The 23,648-nt window shown below is 49.6% G+C and carries 22 protein-coding genes; 9 read left to right on the forward strand and 13 right to left on the reverse strand.

The window, feature by feature from the left end; translation table 11 throughout:
• The first annotated feature begins 328 nt into the window (after nucleotides 1-328).
• Together gyrA and ACN4EG_RS13270 are read left to right on the forward strand one after the other, a co-directional pair.
• A complete protein-coding gene (gene gyrA, locus ACN4EG_RS13265) occupies nucleotides 329-2,926 on the forward strand; it encodes a DNA gyrase subunit A (RefSeq protein WP_431630047.1) in 2,598 nt (865 codons plus the stop codon).
• A 679-nt stretch (nucleotides 2,927-3,605) separates the two neighbouring features.
• Complete coding sequence (locus ACN4EG_RS13270; protein ID WP_431630049.1) at nucleotides 3,606-3,791, forward strand: hypothetical protein; 186 nt, start codon at nucleotides 3,606-3,608, stop codon at nucleotides 3,789-3,791.
• A gap of 271 nt (nucleotides 3,792-4,062) precedes the next feature.
• On the opposite strand, the gene ACN4EG_RS13275 is transcribed toward ACN4EG_RS13270, so the two are convergent.
• Together ACN4EG_RS13275 and ACN4EG_RS13280 are read right to left on the reverse strand one after the other, a co-directional pair.
• Nucleotides 4,063-5,190 carry a DUF1822 family protein gene (locus ACN4EG_RS13275; RefSeq protein WP_431630051.1) on the reverse strand — a complete coding sequence of 376 codons (1,128 nt, stop codon included), beginning with the start codon at nucleotides 5,188-5,190 and terminating at the stop codon, nucleotides 4,063-4,065.
• Between the two features lie 96 nt (nucleotides 5,191-5,286).
• On the reverse strand, nucleotides 5,287-6,486 hold the full coding sequence (locus ACN4EG_RS13280) for a sigma-70 family RNA polymerase sigma factor (RefSeq protein ID WP_431630053.1): 1,200 nt from the start codon (nucleotides 6,484-6,486) through the stop codon (nucleotides 5,287-5,289).
• Nucleotides 6,487-6,666: 180 nt separating this feature from the next.
• Here ACN4EG_RS13280 and ACN4EG_RS13285 point away from each other — a divergent pair, with 180 nt between their 5' ends.
• Nucleotides 6,667-7,359: a hypothetical protein gene (locus ACN4EG_RS13285; RefSeq protein WP_431630054.1), complete on the forward strand. Its 693-nt coding sequence runs from the start codon at nucleotides 6,667-6,669 to the stop codon at nucleotides 7,357-7,359.
• Between the two features lie 47 nt (nucleotides 7,360-7,406).
• Here the strand turns inward: ACN4EG_RS13285 and ACN4EG_RS13290 are convergent, their stop codons facing one another.
• The 5 genes from ACN4EG_RS13290 to ureE all read right to left on the reverse strand — a co-directional run bounded on the left by ACN4EG_RS13290 (nucleotide 7,407) and on the right by ureE (nucleotide 10,386).
• Nucleotides 7,407-8,339 carry an alpha/beta hydrolase gene (locus ACN4EG_RS13290; protein WP_431630055.1) on the reverse strand — a complete coding sequence of 311 codons (933 nt, stop codon included), beginning with the start codon at nucleotides 8,337-8,339 and terminating at the stop codon, nucleotides 7,407-7,409.
• 16 nt (nucleotides 8,340-8,355) lie between these two features.
• On the reverse strand, nucleotides 8,356-8,679 hold the full coding sequence (locus tag ACN4EG_RS13295) for a clan AA aspartic protease (protein ID WP_431630056.1): 324 nt from the start codon (nucleotides 8,677-8,679) through the stop codon (nucleotides 8,356-8,358).
• Between the two features lie 41 nt (nucleotides 8,680-8,720).
• Nucleotides 8,721-8,996, reverse strand: coding sequence for a hypothetical protein (locus ACN4EG_RS13300; protein WP_431630057.1), 276 nt, complete (start codon nucleotides 8,994-8,996; stop codon nucleotides 8,721-8,723).
• Nucleotides 8,997-9,194: 198 nt separating this feature from the next.
• Nucleotides 9,195-9,905, reverse strand: coding sequence for an urease accessory protein UreF (locus ACN4EG_RS13305; RefSeq protein ID WP_431630058.1), 711 nt, complete (start codon nucleotides 9,903-9,905; stop codon nucleotides 9,195-9,197).
• A 40-nt stretch (nucleotides 9,906-9,945) separates the two neighbouring features.
• On the reverse strand, nucleotides 9,946-10,386 hold the full coding sequence (ureE, locus tag ACN4EG_RS13310; protein ID WP_431630060.1) for an urease accessory protein UreE: 441 nt from the start codon (nucleotides 10,384-10,386) through the stop codon (nucleotides 9,946-9,948).
• A 96-nt stretch (nucleotides 10,387-10,482) separates the two neighbouring features.
• Here ureE and ACN4EG_RS13315 point away from each other — a divergent pair, with 96 nt between their 5' ends.
• The 3 genes from ACN4EG_RS13315 (at nucleotide 10,483) to ACN4EG_RS13325 (ending at nucleotide 13,260) form a co-directional block, all read left to right on the forward strand.
• On the forward strand, nucleotides 10,483-11,184 hold the full coding sequence (locus ACN4EG_RS13315; protein WP_431630062.1) for a TVP38/TMEM64 family protein: 702 nt from the start codon (nucleotides 10,483-10,485) through the stop codon (nucleotides 11,182-11,184).
• Nucleotides 11,185-11,254: 70 nt separating this feature from the next.
• Nucleotides 11,255-12,787, forward strand: coding sequence for a mercuric reductase (locus ACN4EG_RS13320; RefSeq protein WP_431630063.1), 1,533 nt, complete (start codon nucleotides 11,255-11,257; stop codon nucleotides 12,785-12,787).
• Nucleotides 12,788-12,879: 92 nt separating this feature from the next.
• On the forward strand, nucleotides 12,880-13,260 hold the full coding sequence (locus ACN4EG_RS13325; RefSeq protein WP_431630065.1) for a hypothetical protein: 381 nt from the start codon (nucleotides 12,880-12,882) through the stop codon (nucleotides 13,258-13,260).
• On the opposite strand, the gene ACN4EG_RS13330 is transcribed toward ACN4EG_RS13325, so the two are convergent.
• Nucleotides 13,241-13,921: a ComF family protein gene (locus ACN4EG_RS13330; RefSeq protein WP_431630067.1), complete on the reverse strand. Its 681-nt coding sequence runs from the start codon at nucleotides 13,919-13,921 to the stop codon at nucleotides 13,241-13,243. The genes ACN4EG_RS13325 and ACN4EG_RS13330 overlap by 20 nt on opposite strands.
• Nucleotides 13,922-14,232: 311 nt before the next feature.
• On the opposite strand from ACN4EG_RS13330, the gene ACN4EG_RS13335 reads away from it, so the two are divergent.
• On the forward strand, nucleotides 14,233-16,677 hold the full coding sequence (locus ACN4EG_RS13335; protein ID WP_431630069.1) for a putative PEP-binding protein: 2,445 nt from the start codon (nucleotides 14,233-14,235) through the stop codon (nucleotides 16,675-16,677).
• Nucleotides 16,678-16,714: 37 nt separating this feature from the next.
• Here ACN4EG_RS13335 and ACN4EG_RS13340 read toward each other — a convergent pair whose 3' ends face one another.
• Nucleotides 16,715-17,521, reverse strand: a complete 807-nt coding sequence (locus ACN4EG_RS13340; RefSeq protein WP_431630071.1) for a DUF1361 domain-containing protein — start codon at nucleotides 17,519-17,521, stop codon at nucleotides 16,715-16,717.
• 417 nt (nucleotides 17,522-17,938) lie between these two features.
• On the reverse strand, nucleotides 17,939-18,049 hold the full coding sequence (gene petG, locus ACN4EG_RS13345) for a cytochrome b6-f complex subunit V (protein WP_190572098.1): 111 nt from the start codon (nucleotides 18,047-18,049) through the stop codon (nucleotides 17,939-17,941).
• A gap of 331 nt (nucleotides 18,050-18,380) precedes the next feature.
• On the opposite strand from petG, the gene ACN4EG_RS13350 reads away from it, so the two are divergent.
• Complete coding sequence (locus ACN4EG_RS13350) at nucleotides 18,381-18,755, forward strand: c-type cytochrome (RefSeq protein ID WP_431630073.1); 375 nt, start codon at nucleotides 18,381-18,383, stop codon at nucleotides 18,753-18,755.
• A gap of 195 nt (nucleotides 18,756-18,950) precedes the next feature.
• On the forward strand, nucleotides 18,951-19,712 hold the full coding sequence (locus tag ACN4EG_RS13355) for a HEAT repeat domain-containing protein (RefSeq protein ID WP_431630074.1): 762 nt from the start codon (nucleotides 18,951-18,953) through the stop codon (nucleotides 19,710-19,712).
• A gap of 37 nt (nucleotides 19,713-19,749) precedes the next feature.
• Here ACN4EG_RS13355 and ACN4EG_RS13360 read toward each other — a convergent pair whose 3' ends face one another.
• The 3 genes from ACN4EG_RS13360 to ACN4EG_RS13370 all read right to left on the reverse strand — a co-directional run bounded on the left by ACN4EG_RS13360 (nucleotide 19,750) and on the right by ACN4EG_RS13370 (nucleotide 22,955).
• Nucleotides 19,750-20,211 (reverse strand): hypothetical protein, encoded by a 462-nt coding sequence (locus ACN4EG_RS13360; protein WP_431630076.1) that lies wholly within the window; start codon nucleotides 20,209-20,211, stop codon nucleotides 19,750-19,752.
• Nucleotides 20,212-20,360: 149 nt separating this feature from the next.
• Nucleotides 20,361-21,623 (reverse strand): BaiN/RdsA family NAD(P)/FAD-dependent oxidoreductase, encoded by a 1,263-nt coding sequence (locus ACN4EG_RS13365; RefSeq protein ID WP_431630078.1) that lies wholly within the window; start codon nucleotides 21,621-21,623, stop codon nucleotides 20,361-20,363.
• 204 nt (nucleotides 21,624-21,827) lie between these two features.
• On the reverse strand, nucleotides 21,828-22,955 hold the full coding sequence (locus tag ACN4EG_RS13370; RefSeq protein ID WP_431630079.1) for a GH25 family lysozyme: 1,128 nt from the start codon (nucleotides 22,953-22,955) through the stop codon (nucleotides 21,828-21,830).
• Nucleotides 22,956-23,648 lie beyond the last annotated feature (693 nt).

Consider the following 23,648-nt stretch of genomic DNA (forward strand, 5'->3'; position numbering starts at 1 on the left):
TCAATTTAAATATCAATAAGAAATCAAAAAATAATCATAAGAATTAAAATAAAATAGAATTCAAAACTTGAATCATTCAAAATCGAGAAAACAGCTATGACAATATGCACATTAGTAAATTGATAATACCAGGACGTAATGAATTCTGAGAGCCTAACAATGCATAACCCAAAAAGTCCTTCAAAAGCTCACTTTGCTTGGGTTTGAGGGGTCTCTAAAAAGAGGATTTTGTGCTAAAATTTATGAGTCAACTTATCCCTAGTCGGTTATAATTAATCGCCCGACCTGGGTGTCACGAAAAATTGCTGCTTTTGGAGTATTTCACGCTATGACCTTTTCTCAAGAGCCGCCGAACGAGGAGCGCATTGTTCCGACTGATTTGCGTAACGAGATGCAGCGGTCTTACCTGGAATACGCCATGAGCGTGATTGTGGGTCGTGCTCTGCCGGATGCGCGGGATGGGCTGAAGCCTGTTCACCGCCGGATTCTCTATGCAATGCACGAGTTAGGATTAACCCACGATCGGCCCTTCCGGAAATGTGCCCGTGTGGTGGGGGAAGTCTTGGGTAAATACCACCCCCATGGCGACACGGCTGTCTATGATGCCTTGGTGCGGATGGCACAGGATTTCTCCATGCGATCGCCCTTGATTGATGGCCATGGAAACTTTGGGTCGATCGATAACGACCCCCCTGCTGCTATGCGGTACACGGAGTCGCGGCTGACTGCGCTGACGATGAATGCCCTGTTGCAGGATATCGAATCAGAGACCGTTGATTTTGCTGATAACTTTGATGGATCTCAGCAAGAACCCACCGTATTGCCGTCTCGGATCCCTCAGTTATTACTCAACGGTTCCGCTGGAATTGCGGTTGGGATGGCGACCAACATTCCACCCCACAATCTGGGTGAGTTGATTGATGGATTGGTCGCCATGATTCACAATCCAGAGATTACCGATACTGGTTTGATGGAGTATATCCTTGGCCCTGACTTCCCTACGGGGGCGTTAATTGTTGGGAAATCTGGAATTCGGGAAGCCTACACCAGTGGCCGTGGTTCCATTACCATGCGGGGGGTCGCGAGTATTGAAACGATCGAGCGGCGGGGTGCACCGGACAAAGACGCTATCATCGTTACAGAACTCCCCTACCAGACGAACAAAGCAGCGTTGATCGAAAAAATTGCTGAGTTGGTCAATGACAAGAAATTAGATGGAATTTCTGATATTCGCGATGAAAGCGATCGGGATGGCATGCGGATCGTTATTGAACTGAAGCGGGATGCCTATCCTCGGGTGGTTTTGAACAATCTCTATAAGCAAACCCCCCTTCAAAACACCTTTGGGGCAAACATGCTGGCCCTAGTGAATAATGAACCGCAAACTCTAACGCTGCGGGTCTTCCTAAAAACCTTCCTCGACTTCCGGGTTGAAACCATTACCCGTCGTACCCGTTATCTGCTGCGTAAAGCTGAAGAACGGGATCACCTGTTGCAGGGCTTGCTGACAGCTTTGGCTAATTTGGATGCAATTATTGATCTGATTCGCCATGCCGCCGATGCCGCGATCGCGAAACAGGAACTGATCGATACCTACAATCTATCGGAAAATCAATCCGATGCAATTTTGCAAATGCAATTGCGTCGCTTAACGGCGTTGGAAGCGGAAAAGATCCAGCGAGAACATGAGGACTTGCAACGGCAAATTATCGATTTGCAAGATATCCTGGCAAAACGCGAACGCATTCTAGCGATCATTGAAGAAGAAGTTAGCGAACTCAAAAAAGTTCATGCTACACCCCGCCGAACTCATATTGAGCAAGGTGAAGATGAGTTAATGGATGAGGATTTGATCGCCAATGAAAAGTCGATCATCCTGATTACAGAACAGGGATACGTCAAACGGATGCCTGTAGATTCCTTTGAAGCCCAAAGCCGCAACACTCGCGGCAAAGCTGGCGCAAAGATGAAAGAAGATGATGCAGTTGATCACTTTGTCACCTGTTGTGATCACGATGTGGTGATGATGTTTAGCGATCGTGGTGTGGTTTATGCCATTAAGGCGTACCAAATTCCCACCTGTTCCCGGACGGCGCGGGGCACCCCGATCGTTCAGCTCCTGCAAGTCACCCACGAAGAAAAAATTACTTCTGTCGTACCCGTGAGTGAGTTCCGAGATGATGTCTATCTTGTGATGCTCACCCAAAAGGGCTTTATTAAAAAGACCGTACTGTCTGCCTTTAGTAATATTCGTGCCAATGGATTGATTGCCATTTCCTTGGAAGAAGCAGACCAGTTACGTTGGGTGCGACTGGCAACAGTACACGACAGTATCATTATCGGTTCTAGCCAAGGTCGTGCTATCCATTTCCGGGTGAACAACGAACAACTACGTCCGCTGGGCCGCGCCACCCGTGGGGTGCGATCGATGAACCTGAAGGAAGGCGATCGCTTAGTTGGAATGGCGATCGTCTCCAGCCAAATCCTAGCGGAGCAGGCGGCCCTACTGGAATCCGATAGTGATGATGATTCCGAGGAACTGACCGACGGCAAGAACCAAGGCCCTTGGATTTTGGTAGTGACCACCGGTGGCCTCGGTAAGCGGGTTCCTGTGGGGCAATTCCGACTACAAAATCGGGGTGGCATGGGCATTATTGCAACAAAATTCCGCAGGAAAGGGGATACCTTGTCGGCACTGATCATGGTGAATGAAGGGGAAGAACTGATGCTAGTGACGAATCGAGGCATTATTATTCGTCAAGCAGTGGATGCGATTTCGGCCCAATCTCGCCCAGCTACTGGAGTCCGGTTACAACGGCTCGATGAAGATGATGCCATTACAGCAGTTGCTGTGGTTCCGGTCACGGGAGAAGCCGCCGAGTTATCAGAAGGGGATGAGGAACTGGGCGAAATCACTGAGTCGTGATGGAACCGCGAGGTTGATTCCGCGAGGCTTGAGTGAGATCGTAGATGCGATCGCCCTCAAGCTCGCTCCCTTAGACCAAATTGATTCATTAATGCTACAGATCCGATCCCCCCTAGCCCCCCTTAAAAAGGGGGGAATTCAGGCAAATTCTTTCAAAGTCCCCCTTTTTAAGGGGGATTTAGGGGGATCGTTATGTGTTGCAATTACCAGTTGATTTGGTATTAGACGTAAGTCAAAAATTCACGAGTCACTTGAAAGGAGGGGAAGCATGACTGCTGACCCTCTTTCTTATGGGCTTTTAACTGTGATCATTGGTTCTCAGGGATGCGAGTTCCTACATCTGCCAAGTTGGCAGGGCTGGTGACTCATCCAAAAGTCACTTTCTTATACGGGGTGAAGTTGGGAGGTGATGCAATCTCCCTCACACCGCAGCCCACAGCGGAAAATGAAATTTTATTTAAATCAAAAAATAAAATTTTGCAAATAAAACCTAAGTCTTGTAAATATGTAGTCTGTGTTACATCTATTCGTATGAGTTTGCAATTTCACTAGATGATCTCAATATTATTTACTTAAAGTTTAAATAAATGTTGAACTCTTCACAAGTTCTCCACGATCGATCCCTAATCTCTAGACTCAGTCAGAGTGAGCCGATCGACCGAGCTAAGGGAGTCTGTGCATGTCTGCAATCTATTTACTAGTTCATCGTGTACTAGAAATGGGCTATCTCTCTAAAGAACATGAGGGGCAGCTACGTAATCTTGTGGGTCAAGGGTGCAATGGAGACGATCTCGAAGCGGTCGTCATGTTGAAGCAGGCTTTGGTGTTTGGCCATGTGAAACGGCAGGCCCACCGATCGAAATAATCGATTGAACGAAGTCAAGGTTCAGTGAAGTCATCCCTTATGAGGGAGCAGCCAAACTAAAATAACGGTCTAGTTTGTCAAAACGCTACTTGGTAAAAATCTCTCTAAACAATCTATTGTATAAAGCCCATTCAGCGATTTAGAATTCCGTTTAACAGATTCAACGATCGCTTGAACTGCCTCTTAAATCCCTGTGAGGGAAGCTGATTTTGCTGATACGTTTCCAAAGTATTTTGGTTGCTGGGAAGCACCCGCTCCACCGAAATATTGCCTAAAACCGAATAATTTCTCGTTCAAAGGCATCGGGTGTGGGCTCAATCTCCCAAACGATGCCTTCACCATTATCTAATTCGACTTCTAATGTGATAGCTTCTATAGCCGATTCAGCAAATGCTTGATTTCCCTCAAACATTTCCAAATCTTCTGTTAGCAGCGTAAGCCGAAAGCCGCCAGGAATCAAACCACCGGGATTAGTATTGCGCAGTTCAAAGCGGAGCGAATCAGCCAATGGGAAGATTTGTAATTCGTAGGATTGCCCCGCGATCGTTAACTGCCGCGCAAAGGCCACTGTCTCCGAGGGTTCTTCGCCATTGCCCCTGGCTCCCACAGCGGCAAATTGCAAGTCTACCTGCTGCCAGCCGAGTTCACTGCTCAGTTGATCTAAGCCTTGCCGTAGCCATTGCCCGATCGACGGTTGACGTTCCAAGCCTTGTCGTTGTTGGTGTAGGTCTTGCCGCCAGCCGCCGTGGGCAATCAGGCCCGCCCAAGTGGGGAAAGGTAACTCCAACCGTAGGGCGATCGTAGGATTTAGGTTAGCGAGTCGGGTGATTAAATTTTGGGCATGGGCGATCGTCAGTTTGGGAATGTCTGTAATGGCTGCTCGCAGGGGCTGGGGACAGAATTCCTGGCGCAGGCGGAGGGTGGCCAAATCTGTGATGAGATGGTTAGCACTGAGGCGATAGCTACGATCGCTGGCTTCGTAAATTCCCAGGGTTTTGATTTGGTAATGGCTGGCAAAGCCCCAAATCTCTGCACCTGCGTCATCGGGATTGATATCCACTGCCACATAATAATCCGCTGCCCAATCGGGAATATCAATCCATTCCTGGGGAATGCTCCATTCATCCTGGTCGATCGTTTCCGTCGGAATCACCACCCAGCGTTGACCGTTAATCAGTAAGGGTGTCCCGGTGGTGCAGCTCCAGAGACTAGTTTGAGCTGCGCGATTGAGGGCGGGCTTGACCTGGGAAAATTCCGCTTGCAGCCAAGGTTGAATTGCCGCGATCGCCAGTTGATTGAGATAGGCCGTCCAGCGATCGGGAGAGACACGAAAGCGATCGGTTTGTCGCCAAACTTGTTCCGGTTGGGGAAGGGATAACGGGGTAGCAGTTGAGAACATAACAGGCGACTCCTTCGCTGAGATCAGACTGAACAGGGTTAGGGATGGGTGGGATCGAACCTGGGATAGGCTATGGGATGGCTCATTCAGCGGTTGCTAAGCTTGGTAGTGCTTTTGGAGCCACTCTTCCAGCACCGTTCCCATGGTGTCTATTACGTCCGGGGTGATCTCGATATGCAGGGTATCTCGGCTCCAGAGGATAAGTTTTTTGAGCAAAATCTCCTTGGCCCGGGTGAGGCGGCGGGAAATGGTGTACTGCTTGATGCCCAGTTGAGCGGCCATTTGCTGCTGGGTTTGCCCTTCGCCGTAGTACAGTTGCAGAATTTGCTGGATTTCGCCATCACAATCCGCGATCGCGGCGATGAGCACCTGATTCACGTCCTGCTGCTGGGTTTTACGCTCTTCGGCCTCCTCCTGGGCAATCAGGTCATTCATCAACGAACCCCGAACCTCATCGGTGAGATCGTCCAGTAATTCCCCGGAGTCCTGCCCTGGCTTGGGGGTATTAATGGAAACCACGTTGGGGTTTAAATACGTCCGCACTGCTTGGGCGGTGGCATTGAGCCAGCGTTCGAGGGTGGCTGCCGAGGCTTCCGGGAGGTTCCCCCGCTCACGATCGTAGGTTTGGGCGATCGCTTGCCAAATTTCAGGGCTGGGAGGGGGGAGTTTGCGGGTGCCTGTTGCTTGGACGGGAACGTAGAGCCGCTTAAACTCTTGCCACGCCAACACATAGGACTGAATGGTATTGCCCGTTTGTCCAGCGGTTTGCAGGGCTTCAATTACGCGCTTCTGGCTCACTTTCCGCAGCAACGCCCAATTACTGCAAATGTCGATTTCCTGGCGTTGGCGCAGGGTATCGCGAATCGTACTGCTAAAAATGGCGCTGGCATAACTTTCTAAGCTAAAGCCTTGATTGGGGTCAAACCCCTCCAGAATTTTCTGCATCCGCACGATCGCTCCTTGGAAGCAATCGGCCACGGTATACTGCACCGCACTAAACTGGGTCAACATGCGCTTGGCAGCCCAGTAGCAGCTTTCTTGTAGGTAGGCTGCTAGGTGATTGGTGGAGAGCGATCGAGACAGCAACCGACTCGGCGTGGCTTTAGCCTTTTCCTGGTGCCAGACTTTGTACCAAAACAGCGCCCAGAAATTCTCCGAAAGTTCCTTGGGGTGCTGCTGCAATGACCGTTGCATACTGCGCTGAAGCCGACCATCGGGCACCCAGGTTTGGGGGTGATCGCCTTCAAATTGCAAAAAGGTCGAGAATCGGTCAGTGAGAGTTGGACGCGATCGCATAGTTGTCAGAGGGGGTTAGCCAGTAGCTTGTGATCGGTAAGTTGCCGCTACAGGGATTATAAATGCCAGCATTGATGGAAATTACGCAGCCACAGACCTCTGTTCCGGATTTGCATAATTTCTCAGTTTGACTCCTATGCAGGCCGTAAGACCTAACTTTGAAAGTACGAGGAGTCTTGTATGAAGTCTACAGTGGCGACGCGGCATTGGACGAGTGAACTTCGTAATGGAACCGTAATGGGGCTAATTCTGACGACCCTGCTGGGATGGGTGCCCACTGCCCAAGCCCAAACCCAAGGATTTGAAACCCGATCGCTGTCGCAAATTTCCCAAATTTCCCAAGCGGTCAGTCGCACGGGAGATAGCCGAATTGTCATCACGATCGGTGATGGCAAGGATACCTGTGGCAATCGCTTCAGCCTCAACCAGGTGGGCCTGAGTGATGGCTTTGATTTTCCGAAACCCGGTGGCGTCATGGGTTCCTTTGATTTTCCCCGACCGGGTGGAGCGACGTCTTCGTTGGGATATCCCGCCCCGATCGGGACAGCTAGCACTTTTCAACTGCCCCAAGGCACCCAGCAACCGGATATCGTGGGCTGTGTGGATAGCCAGCGCAATATTTTGTTCATCAATATTCGGCCTCGGGTGATTCAGGAAAAAGTGGTTGTTCCGCAACCGCCGCAACCTCATGTGCCTTCGGTGGAATTGCCGCCGCTACAACCGCCACAAGTGCTAACACCACCCCAACGCCCAGGCACGTATAACCCCAACCCAAATTCTCCCAATTCAACAACGCCTAACCAAACCGTTCCCAGCTTTCGCACGAATCAAGTTTATTCCTATCCCCAGGAATTCATAAGCCCAATTAAGTGATACCCGATCGCCTGTCATTGCCAATCTCGACGATCGCGCAATTGGCCTTACTTCGAGAGTTGCCCAACAAATTTCTGAATTGCTTGCAGATAAGACTGATTGCCGGGTTGATAAATCCTGACATGGTCTGCTCCAGCAATGAATAAGACTTGTTTGGGATCAGGGGCTGCCGTGTAGAGACGTTGGCTCATTTCAACGGGCACTACAGAATCAGCACTGCCGTGGATAAAGAGAACAGGAATCCGCAGCGATCGCAGTTTGGTCAGCGAGTCAAAACGTTCTGTCAAAAGCAGATCAATCGGAAACAGTTTCAACCCTGGTTTGGATTGAATGACCGCTGCCATGGAGGTAAAGGAACTCTGCATGATTAAACCTGCTGCGGTTGGATTGCGAATGGCCAAATCCAAGGCGATCGCGCCGCCCAAGGATTCGCCATAAATCACAATGTCTTCTGCGGGGATCTGGCGCACGGTGCGGAGGTAATACCAGGCGGCTTGGCTATCCTGATACAGTTGCGCTTCGGTGGGAAAGTCGCCTTTGCTGCGCCCGTAGCCTAGATAGTCAAACACCAAGACCGAAAAGCCCAATTGTCGAAAGGCCGATACACGAGCCAGGTAATTGTAGTCCCCCATGTTGCGGCCAACGCCACAGAGGTACAACATGACTTTGGGCCGGGTGAGAATCCGTTGTGGTTCATTGGATAAGGGTGCAAAGGATTCTTGGGGGGGTGGCGCAGGAATCCACCAACCATGGAGGGTGTCTGAAGAATTCGCGATCGGCATCCAAATGTCTTCGTAGGGCAGGTTAAAGGCTGGGGCGTCGGGGTGCAGGGAGAAGTCTGGAGCCGGACGATAAATCAGGTGCCGTTGCCGCAGAAATAAAAATAGGCAGGTTGAGCAATAGGCGATCGTCAGGACTCCCACTACCGCAATCAACCGTTTGTTACGTTGCCTAGCATACTGACCTAATCGGCTAATCACAACTTTCTACGTTGCATTACATTAATGCTTCGAGTTTAACAGAGCCACCCTCTATCGCCTGAATGTGCAGATCATAGCCTCTTAACAATCGCATTCCAATTAACGGAATTGTTTCAGACTCATTGATATCAATGGTGCAATATTGCCCATCCCAAATTACCGTTGCAATGTAAACCTCAAAAATACAGAATGTCCCATCGCCTAAGGTCGCTGTATCCCGCCCTTTCCATACTAGGTCGAGAGCCGCGATCGTATTAGAAGGAAGCGTCAGAAATCCTGAAAAACCTGTATCGATGACTGCATCAATAACCTCTGTCTGGGTATTATTCTTTACTACCACTGGAAGTATTGCCTCGCAGTTCTGATTCACTGAACCGTACATCATGGCTGAAGTTTTAAGCTCCGTGCACCAAAATGATAGACAGCGGGATAGCCGATTCTGATAAACCAAGTTTGGGCATCTGGATATTTCGCTAGGAGTTTCTCTGAGGCCATAACAACATTATCAGCGACTTCAAAGGCTCCTGTTTCGATATCGATCGCTACGATTTTGCCATGATTCTTGGGTTCCACTTGAGATCGCACCTGAGACTCGTAGATCTCATTTCCCCGTTTGGCAAATTCTTCTTTACTGTAGCGAGGCGATCGTACAGACATGCTCACTCCCTCCAACCAGTAATGGTCACTATCATTATAACCACCCAAACTTAAGCGAAGCTGCATTTGCCGATATCAGATCCGTTCAATTTTTTCTAGGCAACGAGACAGAAGCACTTCTCACACAGTTTGGCCCGCTGGGTTTGGCTGGTGGCAATCAATCACTGTTAGTTAGCCTCGTTACTTAGCCTCGCAAACCTAACTGCGAAAGAGGCGACTGTAGAGGGTCTCGTGGTGCATACTGGCCAGGGATAAGCCCCAACCGCAACTCACCAAATCGTCATCAGCCAACTGAACGATCGTTTGTGCTGCCTGTTCGATCTTGGGATTGAGTGTTAGCAATAACCGTTGCCCTTCCGTTTGTCCTAGGGGGACTAATTTAATAGCGGCACTGACTAAATTACTGGCCCAACTATGCAAATATCCCAATAACGCCGATGTTTCTTCCACGTCCCAGCTTGCAGCCACTAATCCGAAGGCGACTGCAAAGTGACAACCTTGGGATTTTAAACCCTTCAGTGTTGTTAAAACGGGTTCTGTATCTGTTATCTGATTGCTCTCTAAACTCTCTTGCACGTCTTGAAATAACCGCAATAACGATCGACCCATTTGTAAACTCTGCGATCGTAGTTCCTCCGTTTCCCGTGCCGCTGTCAACCATTGGTTCCAGTATTGGACGGCTGCCCGATCGCCCGATTGGCTGGCTTGGTACGATCGCAGCATCACCGCTGCCTCCAAGCGTACGGCCCCATAGGTCAACTCCTGGGTCAGCCAATGCTGCAATTGCCCAACCTGCGCGATCGTTCCCGTTTGCACCAGCGTTTCCAGCCCCTCGGAATAGCTATAGGCTCCCACGGGTAAACTTGGACTCACTAATTGCATTAACCGTAGTAATCCGGAAGTTTGCATCTTTTGGGTAGCGGGGTAGGAGGGTAGCGGGGTAGGGGGGTTAATGGGAATGCTCGCCGTAGGCTCCGGTTTCTGGTTGGAACGGTGCAATCTCTTCCACGATCGTTAAACCTCGATGTTCTAATAAATGCTGTAGCACTGGATCCGGTGCTAGCCGTAGGTAGGTGGCGGTAATTTCCAATGGCACATGGCGATTACCGAGATGGTAGGCTGCTTGTAAGAGCGCCAAGGGAAATTGCGCTTTTACTGTCAGGACGGGTTCGGGCTTAGCGAGAATTTGCAGAAGATGACCATTGGCCGTTTGCAACCAATCTCCTTCTTGCAGAACTGTGCCACGCGGCAATTGTAGATAGATGGCTTGCCCTTCATCTGTTGTGCAGTGGAGGCGCGATCGGGTGCGCTCCGCTGCTGTCAGGGAGAGGATCCAGTCAGGATCTCTTGCAGGGGTATCCTTTAATCGATGGGTAAAAACAGGCAACACAGGCTTACTACAGCTTGACTAGACAACTTGCAAAGGTAATTTAATCCAAGCATAGCGGTAAGGCGTACATAGAGTGTAGTGTCCGCTGCCAAGCCCATGCCGTCTCCTCGCCATCGAATTTCTCAGTCTGCAACGTTACAATGGTTCATCGGACTGTTGATCCTGACTGTTCTGATCGTCATTACCACCCATCTATCTATGAATGGATTTTTTGAACAGATTTTACAGTGGTCGCAGAATTTAGGGTTTGTGGGCGGTCTAGTGTTTATTGCCATCTACGCAATCGCCACTGTTTTGGTCATTCCTGGAGCCGTACTCACGGTGGGGGCAGGGGCCTTCTTTGGGGTCATCTTGGGTTCTCTCTACGTCTTTGCAGGGGCAACGCTGGGAGCGGTGCTGGCATTTCTCTTGGGCCGTTCCCTAGCCCGCCAGTGGATTGCGCATAAGATTGCAGATAATGCTAAATTTGTCGCCATTGATCGTGCGATCGGCCAAGCTGGGTTCAAAATTGTCTTACTGACGCGCCTTTCTCCCGTATTTCCCTTTAGTTTACTGAACTATGCTCTCTCGCTAACCAAGGTCTCTTTAAAAGACTATGCCTTAGCGTCGATCGGGATGATTCCTGGTACGGTAATGTACGTCTACATTGGCTCGCTGGTGGGAGATGTGGCCATGAATCGAGAAGCTCAAGTTGCCCAATGGGTAATTCGGATTGTGGGTTTTGCCGCCACCGTTGCCGTCACGCTTTATATTACCCGCCTTGCCAAAACGGCCTTAAACGAGGCGATCGAGACGTAATTTCCCCGGTGATGATCTGCCCGTTTTTCCTGTTGTTTCATCCAATGTTTCATCCGAGCGACCACAACCCATGACCTCCCCTCAACTGTTTCCCCACGATCGCTATAATCAAGAACTACTCAATCAAGTCCATCCCGCAGATTGGCAAAATCCCCAACCCCAATCAACCTATGACTTGGTAGTGATTGGTGCAGGCACAGCGGGCTTGGTGGTGGCGGCAGGCGCAGCGGGGCTAGGACTTGGCTTGCGGGTGGCCTTAGTGGAACGGCATTTGATGGGAGGCGATTGTCTGAATTTTGGCTGTGTTCCGTCAAAAGCATTAATTCGTGCCGCTCGATCGGTCTTTGATGTCCGGGAATCCCAAGAATTTGGCGTCCATGTTCCTGAGGGGATTGAGGTGGACTTTAGCGCCGTCATGGAGCGGTTACGCAGCATTCGATCGACCATTAGCCACCATGATTCCGCTGCCCGCTTTCGTGATTTAGGAATTGATGTCTTTCTGGGCAATGCTTGCTTTACGTCTGAACACACGATCTCTGTGGAGAACCAAGCGCTCAAGTTCAAAAAAGCAGTGATTGCGACCGGCACGCGGGCGGCTCAACCCGAAGTCCCAGGACTCGCTGAAGCGGGTTATTTAACCAACGAAACGGTCTTTTCCTTAACGGAGCGTCCCCGTCGGTTTGCGATTGTAGGAGGAGGGCCGATCGGGTGTGAACTCGCCCAAGCCTTCCAACGATTGGGGAGCCAAGTCATTCTGCTCCATAAAAACGATCATGTCCTCGATCGGGAAGATCCCGCCGCCGCCGAGATCGTTCAAAATGCCTTAATTGCGGAAGGGGTCGAACTCCATTTAGGGTGCAAAATTCAGCACGTTCAGCAAACCGAAACTGGCAAGGTCTTGCAATTACAATCATCAGAAAAATTGTTGGAATTAACAGTCGATGAAATTCTGGTGGCAGCGGGACGGCAACCTAATCTTGAGGGCCTCAATTTAGAAGCTGTAGGGGTGGAGTATGATGCCCGTCGGGGGGTGCGGGTTAATGACTACCTGCAAACGACTCAATCCAACATTTACGCAGCTGGTGACATTTGCATGGATTGGAAATTTACCCATGCGGCGGATGCAGCGGCGCGAATTGTTATCAAAAATATGTTGTTTTCCCCCTTTGGCTTGGGCCGATCGCGGTTGAGCCAATTGGTCATGCCTTGGGTGACCTATACCGATCCGGAAGTTGCCCATGTTGGCTTATACGAAGCGGATGCCGCGCAACAGGGCATCGCTACCGATAGCATTACCATTCCGTTCGATCGCGTCGATCGCGCCATGACCGACAGCGAAACCACAGGGTTTGTCAAAATTCTCCATAAAAAAGGTTCCGATCAAATTCTCGGAGCCACGATCGTGGCGCGTCATGCCGGGGAGATGATTAATGAAATCACGTTGGCGATCGTGGCTGGCAAAGGCTTAAATACTCTGTCTACAGTGATTCATCCCTATCCCACCCAAGCGGAAGGCATCAAAAAAGCAGCTGATGCTTACCGCAAGACGTTACTGACCCCCAGCAGTCAACAGTTACTTAAAGTGTTGTCGAAGTTGAGTTAGCAAGGGTTTAACCCGGGCCATGGAGAGATTCCAGAAAATTGTCCTGATTTCCGAAAGCTGGTATAAGCTGGGAAAAAGACGAGAAAATTGGATTGGCCAAAACTGGGGTTTCCATGGCGCTGGAGGAAAAAATCAGCTATCAGAGAGTGAAGCATATTGTCAGTAGCTATCAACTGGATGGCACCGAAGCAGATGCCTTCACGAGTTGCTTAGAAGAACTGATGGATGTGTATGCTCCTCCCATCATTGAGTTGGCTTTAGCGGAAACTTTGGCCGCAGTGTGGCTCAGAGTTCCCATGCCCCGAGGCATCGAATTCCTCAGTTGTTTAGACGATCGCCTCCAATCTTGGGCCCTGGACGGCATTACCCGAACCCTCACCCCAGAGGAATTTCATCACATTACCGGGCTAGATCCGCTGCCTGTCTTCCAATCCCTCGACTCTCCCCCACCGACTATCCTACGCCGTCCCTAGTAAACGAGCCATCACCTGCCCGTGCCACCACGGCACAACCCCATACCCGAATGCCCGATCGCCGTAGCACATCAGTTGCAGCCTGAATGGTCGCTCCCGTCGTATAAATATCATCTACGAGTATGACTGAATGTTGGGGCAGCGATTGTTGCCACCGGGGACTGAGGGCAAAGGCTTGGGCCAAATTGCGTTCTCGATCTTGTCCAGATAGTTGGTATTGCGCCTGCGTTTCCCGCACCCGTAACAAGCCTTGGGGCTGCAACGGGTATCCGACTTGCTGGCAAAAGGCTCGGGCAATATGTTCTGCTTGGTTGTAGCCCCGCTGTTTGCGACGATCGGGGGCTAGTGGAATGGGTACCGCAATTAACCGAGGATAGGCTGCAAAGAGTCCATGGTCGATCCAAGCCTCGGCCAGTTGCAGGCCTAGCCAATTTCCGATCTGCGGCTGGTTGCCATACTTCAACTGCGCGATCGCCCGTTTGACACTGCGATCGTAGCTTCCCCAGGCAAATACTCGCCCCCCCATCTCGGTCAACTGCTTCCGGCCCCGATCGTTTAACACTTGGTTTTGACAGGCGGAACAGAGCGCACCTGCCGTCGCGCGATCGCAGAGTCCACAGGTATTGTGGAGAAACAGATTGAGAAAATTGCTAATTTGCACTGGCCTGAGTTTCCTATTGCCGTTGCGACTGATCTCCTGTCTTGTGTTAGGATGCCCAGTTCTGTGACATGCTTGTGACATCCTAGACCTAATCTTCCAAGGATTGTCAAATCAATGCTGAATAAAAGGGCTTAAGTGTTTAAGATCGACATAGTTTTAAGCGATCGAGATTTTGAAAGGCATTGAGTTTTCCAGCGATCGAGTTTTAAAGTGGTTGAATCTTAGCAAGCGAATCTTAACAAGTGAATCTTAGCAAGTGAATCTTAGTAAGTGCTGAATCTCCGATTCTTGTCCTTTTTGAGCTTCTGCCCGTGTCTAAAGCATTTTACTGGTTGGGTCAACTTGCACCAGACGATCAGGACTTCGTCGGCGATCGGGCGTGGCAGTTGCACGATTTACAACAGCGAGGATATCCTAGTCTTCCCGGCTTTGTGATTCCTAGCTGTGTTTTCCAGGACTTGCTAGGGGCGATGGAGCTATCCACGATCGGGCAGACAATCTCCGACGGTATTTCCGATCCCAGGCAACTGCAATCTTTAGCGCAACGTTGTCGTCAACACATTCTCAACGCCTCTTTAAAAGATGTCTGGCAGACAGAATTACAGTCTGCGCTGCAACAGTTATCACAACAGCAGGTCTCACAACAGCAGGTCTCACAACAGCAGGTCTCACAAAGCTCGATCGAAGGAACAGCCAGCCAACCCATCTCAACATCAGCTTCAGAACATCGTGTTCCAGCATCTGTTCCGCCTCAACAGCTCTGGTTGCGGAGTTCTATTGCCCGCACCTGTTCTGTCAGGGCCCAAGCTGAGGAAGATTTATTCCCATTCCAAGTGGTGCAGTGCGATGGGAGCTTGTCTAGTCTCCTGCGACCGCTGAAGGAACTTTGGTCAGAAGCCTTCCGGGCCAGAAACCTCCTGTATTGGCACGCACGGGAAGATGACTTGAGGGCTCTTCCCCTGTCTGTAGTGGTGCAAGCGTTACCGTCGATCGCAGCCTACGGAACTTTAGATCTCAGATCCAGCCAGGGATTGATTCTGCTGCGGGATCCAACACTCGATCCTCGGTTGGATGGGGTGGTTGAAGAATTCAGCATTAATCTGAAGCCTCAATCCCTGTTAGGTCTGTCCAGTGCCGATCCAGAACCCTGCACGTTATCTCCTAGTCAACTGCACAGCACGATCGATCTAGGACTGCGGCTGCAAAGGGAGTGGGGGGATAATCTACGACTGGATTTGCTATGGGGCATGCCCTCGCCCAGTCACTTGCCCAGTCACTTTCCCGGTCAGATGGATCCCCAATGGATTGTAGATGTTCGGTCAGGGTTTGCTACGGTAGCCAATGGGGCCGCCAGTGATTTCCCGGTTTGCTCTCTCTCCACTGCCCTTGCAAGTTCGATCGAGCCTCCTATCATTGATTTAGTGTCTACCCCACAGGCAAGCGTTGATCAAGTTCGTCCTGCAACGCCGATTAGACTACCGATTAAACTAATGGGAATAACCACTGGACAACAGCGCTGTCGGGGGCCGGCGGTGGTCATTACCCAAGATGTTTTGCCAGTGGATATCCCTCCAGGTAGCATTATTGTGACTGCAAAGTTACAGCCTAGCTGGGTTCCTCAACTCAATCACGCGATCGCCTTTGTCACAGAGGAAGGGAGTCTCACCAGTCATGGAGCAATCTTGGCAAGGGAAATCGGCATTCCTATTGTGGTCAATGTTCCTCGAGCCAGCCAAGTGTTTCGCACGGGGGATTGGCTGTGCATTGAGGATCAACAGGTGTATCAAATCGATCGCCCAGAGGGGATAGACAAGCGGGATGAGCCACCCTTTTCTCCTTCTCCGCTCTTTGTCGATCCTGCTCTCTATCCCCTGCGCTATCCCGTCACAGCAACCCAATTGTTTGTCAGTCTTAGTCAAGGCGATGGCTTAGATGAAATTGCGGCATTGCCGATCGATGGAATTGGCTTGGTGCGATCGGAACTGATGCTGGCGTCTTGGCTAAGGGATACTTCGCTGCCGAACCTTATGGCCCAGGCAGATCTACAGGCATTGCATAATCTAATGGTCGATCGGTTAACCGCCTTTACGAAAGCGTTGGGCGATCGACCCCTGTTTTATCGCACCCTGGATTATCGACGGGAAGCGTTGGAATCAGTCTTTACAGCCCATGGAACTCTGGGATACCAGTTATTCCCCGATTGGTTTGATTTGGAACTGCGGGCGATCGACCAAGTCTGTCGGCAGTCTGCTGCTCCCTTTAGACTGGTGCTTCCCTTTGTGCGCACTGTGGAGGAGTTTCGAGCTTGTCGCCAAAAAATCAGTGCCCTGGGTTTACTCCAGTTACCCCAGGTGGAGTTGTGGATGATGGCAGAAGTGCCGTCCGTCTTATTTGCCTTGGAATCGTTTATTGAGGCTGGTGTTCAAGGTTTACTGATGGGGACTGGCGATTTGCATCAATTGCTGTTTGCCATCGATCGGGATGATGTATACCTTAACCAGTTCTATCCACTCCATCATCCAGTGATGCTCAAAGTGATGACTGATCTATTACACGTTACCAATCAAAAGCAGGTTCCGACTATTCTATGTTTGCATTCGTACCAACCGGATGAAATTCTGATGGAAACAGCGATTGCCCATGGGATTAGAGGTGTGTCCATCAATCCCGATGCCTTGGCAGTAACGTGGCGCACGATCGCCCGCATTGAAAAACGACTCCTCCTCCACCCTCATCCTACGCAATCCTCTCCCTAATTTATCCCTCTGAGGCTAGTTTTTCAAAATTGATGACTTATTCTAAAATCAAGCGATCGTGGAACTTTTTGGAACGATTAAGTTGACGGTAGGCGATCATGGCCAGTGTTACTTCCTTCATAGGTAAATACAATATTGTGATGATGATGAAGGTATACCCAATCGCCAAGATCGGTTGATGTCGAAGTAAATCATCAAGCACATAACTAACGAGACCGTCTGGATTAGTCACAATATCCCAGCTATTAAATCGAACAAAACGACCTAAATAAATTCCGATCGCACTCATGAAATGTAAAATAAGCTCTGCACAGTAGATATAACGACCTCTTCCAGATTTATGTAAATAGAACCCTAAATTGATAAGACTTAAAACATAGGATTCGAAACCTAAAAACATAAATCCTAAAAACACAGGAATAAACACTAACGAGCTACGCCAAATGGAAGATTCACCTCGAATTGCTTCTACTAAGTGAATCACATCAGTCAATATATAAGGTGCGTTCGGTAGAAATGCTACAAAGATGATGAACCCTACCCACCAAAGCCCAGAATGACTCTGAATTAAGGTGGATAATTTTGCGGTATATTGCTGCCAAAAAACTGCAGGACGATCGTTTCTCGTTCGAGTTTGTGATGGTATTCGTTGAGAAACAAGCCTTTCCTGAGTGACCTGCGATCGCCTGACGATCGCAGCACCTGACTCATCTCCCCGAAATAAGACAACACTTAAAACCAATGGAATAATGGCTAAAAACAAATTCCAGCCCATCCAAGTTCGATTGACATAAATGATGTGAAAGGTATCCCACAATAAAAACTTAATTAGCGAGGGTTCCATGACATTGTCCCAAAGGTGCACTGCTCTAGCTTAGTCCTTCTAGCTTAGGCAGGTCATATGGCAAGGTCATGACAACTCTATTTCGAAACTCTCACATTTTTAGTGATGACGGACAGGTTGATCCAGGCAGGCTGACTGGGCTTAGGCCCTTAAAAACGAAGCTTGACGATCTGTAGCGCGATCGTCAAGCTTCCTTGACTCGATATTGTCCCTAGGGGGTGAGAGGGCTGAATTAGGTGTCTTGATCCCTCAAGTAGAACCGTTTGAATGAGGTTAAGGATCCTTCATTCCCAAGCTTCAAACTAGAGGGATTTGCCAATTCCAATAACTCACGGGAACCCTGACAAAAAGCAAGATTCCTAAGGAAAATTTTTCTGACCTCAGTGAAAGCACCTGAGTGAAATAACTCACTCAAAACTATTCAAACTGGTTAGAACGGCGATACTGCGTGTAAGCCGCCACAAATAAACCTGCGATCGTTACAGGAACTAAACCCAGGACAATACCCAACAAAATCGGTTCAACCATGTTCTTGTCTCCTAACAACAATGCCACACAACAACAAATGCCGCACAAAAACACTGCACAATCATGCCGCTTTTGAGCAGCAGATTTGTATCAATTCATGACCCTGTCCTATGGTAATCTGTTTCGCAGTCAAAACATCACCTTGTGTGAAGAAATTCCCATAAAACCATACTCTTTATAGTGATCAAGCAGCGATCGAATATAGCCCTATAAAGCTTCGCCTGATTGCTATCCGTAGATTTGCATGGACTGGGGCGACTAAAATTTGTTACTGTTTGTGTAGAGAGTCTTGTAACTTTCCTTTTAGATTGTCGATATATAGCGAAGACCTTTGAACGAGCAATTGGTCAAAACTGAAGGCTTTAATCGTAAGGCGGCGCTAGGGCTTCTGGCGTTACTGCTAGTCTGTGGCTGTGCCTTAATGGGAATGGTTCCTTTCAAGCGTCCTGACCCCTACATCCGCAGTGTCCTGACTCGCCCAGGGAATATTGTTCAAGGTCACGCCATTTTTCAAATGAACTGCTCCGGCTGTCATGGCTTAATGGCAGATGGCAAGGTTGGCCCTAGTTTAAAAGGGGTTTCTAGCCACAAATCCCGCCAAGCTCTGATTGAGCAAGTCATTAGCGGCAACACGCCACCCATGCCACAGTTTCAGCCCAGTCCTCAGGAAATGGCAGATCTCCTAAGCTACCTCGAAAGCTTGTAGTTACTGCTTGTAATTATTAAGTTGTAATTACTAAGTTGTGTAATTGCTAGGTTGTGTAGTTACTAAGTTGTGGTGACCAAGTCGCAATGATCGAGTCACCATTCCTGACCTACCCTGGTTAGAGTCTATCATTGGCCATCGGCGAACTGAATGCCTCTTTACCCAGGCACCCTTTACCCGATACCCTTAAAAGTTATGTATAGCAATGATGATTTAAGCGTTCTCGATTTAGAAGCCGATTTAGAAGATCCGTTAGATCGGCTCCCGGTTATCTCCCCAGAAGAAGTGGTTCCCAAGCCCAATCCTGAGGAGGTTTTGCCACTGCTCAGTTCCCCCGATGTCCAGCAGCGCATGACTGCGGCACGGGTTTTTTGTGAACTGCAAGATACTCGCGCGATCGCCCCTCTGATTCAATTACTGAACGATCGGTGTGCCTTGGTAAGGGTCAGTGCTGCCTATGGTCTGGGGCGCAATACCAGTCCAGATGTGGTGGAACCGTTGATTAATCAGTACAACCAGGATTGGAATGGGTATGTGCGCAAAGGCATTGTCTGGGCATTAGGTAACTGTCGGGACAAGCGAACTCTGCCGACCTTATTAGAAGCGCTCAAAAATGACATCTCTGCGGTGCGACTGTGGGCAGCGAGTTCCCTAGCTCAGATGGCCTCGATCGGCTATGAGGAAATGATTGCTACCATCCCCCTGCTGATTGAAGGGTTACGGCGGGATCCGGTGTCTGCGGTGCGCAGTAATTGTGCTTGGTCGATCGGGGAACTGTGTCGGGAACTGCCCTCTAATGTCATCTATGCCACGGCGGTGGACGCTCTGATCGAAGCGTTTGCAGAAGATGACGATCTCAGCGTGCGAGAGGATGCTAAATCTGCCATGCTGAAGCTCGGGGATACCCGTGGAATGCAAGTGATTGAAGACCTAGAACAGGAGGGCTGGGGTCTGTAAAAGCTGGATTCAGCCTACCTAAATCAACACGACTGGATCAGTCATTACAGGTACGAATGCCCTCAAAGCTAGTCGTACAGACTCTTGTGCGGAAGTGGTAGCCTGAGTGTCGACGGGGCGCAATATAGACATTCTGGGGATTGTTAATGACGATCGGTTGCCCGACAGCAGGATAGACCACCGATGGATAGCTTGGGAAGGGAGTACTGACTGGGAATCTGCGCTGTGGCCAATTGTCACGATTCCCATGACGATTTCCATGGGAATAATACGTGGCAGTGCCCCCCCAGCGACTAGGTTGTAATTGCTGCGACTTTTCGTAGATAATGGTGGGTTCGCTATTTTGACCGTTAATGATGATGGTGCGGGATTGTTCGACAATGCGTTGTTCCCCGTCAAAATAAATCTGCCCAGCCCAGTCAGCCCGTGCCATAGGGGTGACCCCCAGGCTCCCTGCGATCGCAATCAGGATGCCAAATCCCGTGATTTGTCCCTTCATTAAGTGACCTCCTAGTCTGTTGTCTTGATGTGATTCAACTAAAACTCAACTCATACAGACCCTGATACGGAACTCTAACGGTGCATTTAGCTGATTTATGCATCCATATCGTGCAAGAGGATCTATGCAAGAGGATCTATGCAAGAGGATCAATGCAAGATCTGCCCCATCGCCTGCCCAGCTAGCCAGCCCGTAGTCCAAGCACTTTGGAAATTAAATCCCCCCGTCACCCCATCAATATCTAACACTTCCCCGGCGAAATAAAGGCCAGAACACACCCGACTTTCTAGGGTTTTAAAGTCCACTTCTTTCAGTTCCACGCCCCCGCAGGTCACGAATTCTTCCTTAAAGACACCTTTACCTACAACGACATATTCTCCTTGAAAAAGTTCCTGCATCAGAGCGTTCATTGCGGTTTTAGAACAGTCTGCCCAACGGGTTTGGGGTGCGATTCCCACTTGGGCCACAAGGCTTTCCCACAGACGTCGGGGCAACATAACGGGACAATTCCCTGAAATTGTTTTTTTGGCCAATTGTGATTTTACTTTCAACAGTTCTTGCCGCAGATTATCCGGTGTGGAACTGGGCAGCCAATTGATGCGGAGTTTGGCTTGGTACCGCGTTTGATGCAGGATGCGGGCACCCCAAGCCGATAATTTGAGCACCGCAGGCCCACTCAGCCCCCAATGGGTAATCAAGACAGGGCCTGTTTGCTCCAGTTTGGTGGTGTCTTCCGGAATTTGCAGTTTCAACTGGGCTTGGCTGACAGAGACGCCTGCTAAGTCCTGTAGGCGTGGATCTCGAATCGTCAAGGTGAATAGAGAAGGGACAGGGGGCACGATCGTATGCCCTAAGGCTTTTGCCAACTGGTAGGCTTGGGGATTGCTGCCCGTGGCGATTAACACCCGATCGCAGACTAATTCATCTCCCGATCGCAACTGTAGCCGAAAGGTCTCTCCCACTTTTTCCACGGTTTTTACCATGGCTCCTAACCACAGTTTGACGCCCGCTTTTCGAGCTGCATTCATCAAGCAATCCACGATCGTTCCAGAGTCGTCAGTGCTAGGAAATATGCGACCATCGGCTTCGGTTTTGAGTTCTACGCCCCGTGCTGCAAACCAAGCGATCGTATCCTTTGGTTGGAACCGGGAAAAAGCCCCACGCAACGCTTTTGCCCCCCGTGGATAATGCTGCACCAAGGCAGTGGGGTCGAAGCAGTGATGGGTCACATTACAGCGTCCCCCACCGGAAATGCGGACTTTGGCAAGGACTTCCCGACTGGTTTCTAGCACAGTGACTTGGGCTGAGGGATTGGCTTCTGCACAGGCGATCGCGCCGAAAAAGCCCGCTGCTCCACCCCCAATCACAACTACTCTGAGGGGCTTATCCGTTTGCTGTGTTTGAATGACCAACCGCGATCGCTCCTTCACTTAAACGAAAGCAAACCGATCGACTCCTTCTGGAGTGCGTTGCTTTTTAGAATTGGCCTTGATTCTATCGCTTTTAGGCCCAGTCCCCTTCACCAGAATCTTGAGCAGAGCCCAGAATATTGGGTAGAAATTGACGGAAATCATCGACTTGACCCAGGGTTCTCTCCCTCTCCTCCTGGCCTAATGTCATCCTTGGTTCCGCCAAATTGTTAGGAACTGGGACAATGTGGCTTGGGTCAATTTTTGTTGGAGTTGTTGCAAGGCTTGCTGTTGGTGAGGGAGGGCGTTGTAACTTTTACAAACATTGATCAATAGTAGCGGTGGCCCTGCAAGAGACTGGGTTTGTCGCCATTGCAGGGTAAATTGATCGAGAATGGGCTGTGCAATATTGGCTTGCAACCATTGCAGTGCTTTATCTTGGTGGGCTAAAGCTTTATAACTACGACAAACATTAATCATCGTCGAGTTGGAAGGCGGCTGGGGCGTAGCCATGCCACTACTCGTCAGTAACGCATTCCAAGTTTTAGTACCGACAATGCCATCGGCTCCCAGTTGTTGCGCGGTTTGAAAAGCAAGAACAGCACTTTTTGTCTTTGCTCCAAAATCTCCATCTAGGGAGCCAACATCAAAGCCTTTAGTCTTCAATAATTTTTGTAATTCCAAGACAATTTGCCCTTCGTAGCTCTGACGTAGGGGCGGTTTGCCTTTGAGAAATTTGGCTAGGGAGTCTAAATCGCCGTTAAAGGTATTGCGATCGACGGCTCCGGCAATCCCAGACACCTTTCCAGACTCCGTATATTGATGAAATGTCCACGTATTCCACCCACCGGGAACCCAAGGATTACTGGTTTCGTAGTGGGCAATCCACAGCTTGTAATGGGCAAGGCGAGGTGAATTTCCTAAGGCATCATGCCAAAAGCTCGGGAAGGTGTAGATAATCGGTTGCCGCCCCAAAGCTGCTTCCACCGCATCTAGCCACTGGCCCGCCCGATCGATGACCGTGTTGGGATCCAAGCCATAACTTTTTTCTAAATCCAATACAGGGGGGAGGTCGCTCTCTTCCCAAACCGATTGGGTGAGCCCTAGAAAGTTTTTGGCTTGCAGCAAGGGATCTTTATTCGCCACGAAAAAATGGTAGGCACTGCGCATCAAACCTGCGGACTTCATCCCAGCCCAGTTCCGCAGAAACATAGGATCCCGAGACTGGACGCCCTCGGATGCTTTAGCCACCCCAAAGACGGTATTGGTTGTGCTGACGGCTGACCAGTTAATCTCACCTTGATATTCTGAGATATCGATTCCTTGAAGCACCATAATAATTTCTGTATAAAGTTTACTGCTGTGATCGGCTTGTCATCGGACTAGAGCCATCCAGGCTAGAGCCATATCCGGGTTCCACCTCGGGTCAGAGCCACACTCGGGTCAGAATTTCATGAAGGGGCTTTGACGGTTGTCTTACAGGGCTCCTGCCGATAACCTCTACATGATTTGCTTGATGGATTGCAGACAGGACAAGATACTGGCAATTATGGCCTGTCTAACTTGCAACAGACTAGGATTGGTGCTTTAGGATTGGTGCTTTAGGATTGGCACTTAGGATGTAAGTCTAAGATAAAAAATTATTTAGAAATACTATAAAGCTAGGCTCCTAGACCCTAGGGAAAAGAGCGCAGAATTTGTTGCTATCTTCGTCATTTCTTCCCATTTTCAAGCGCCTGATTGTCCTTGATCGATCGAGGGAGCTGGTAAAAAGATTGTATGAAGTTCCGGAGGAAGAATAAATCCTCAAAATCCTCAATGTTAGGCTCTCTAGTACGAGGGTGGTTTCGCCCAAGTGGTAATTCTGACAAAACTCAGCTAGTTTCGAACTTCGATTCATTGGCTGAGTTTTTTAATGTTTTTTAACATATTTGTTGAGTGCTTCTCTAGGGGTTCTACAGTTCTCTGCTTGTCTTGGGATGGGATAGTGTTTGTCCGTAGTGACGAGACATTCTCTGCTCCTTGGCT

Source organism: Alkalinema pantanalense CENA528, from assembly GCF_050753345.1.
In the GTDB taxonomy this organism is placed as follows: domain Bacteria; phylum Cyanobacteriota; class Cyanobacteriia; order Leptolyngbyales; family Leptolyngbyaceae; genus Alkalinema; species Alkalinema pantanalense.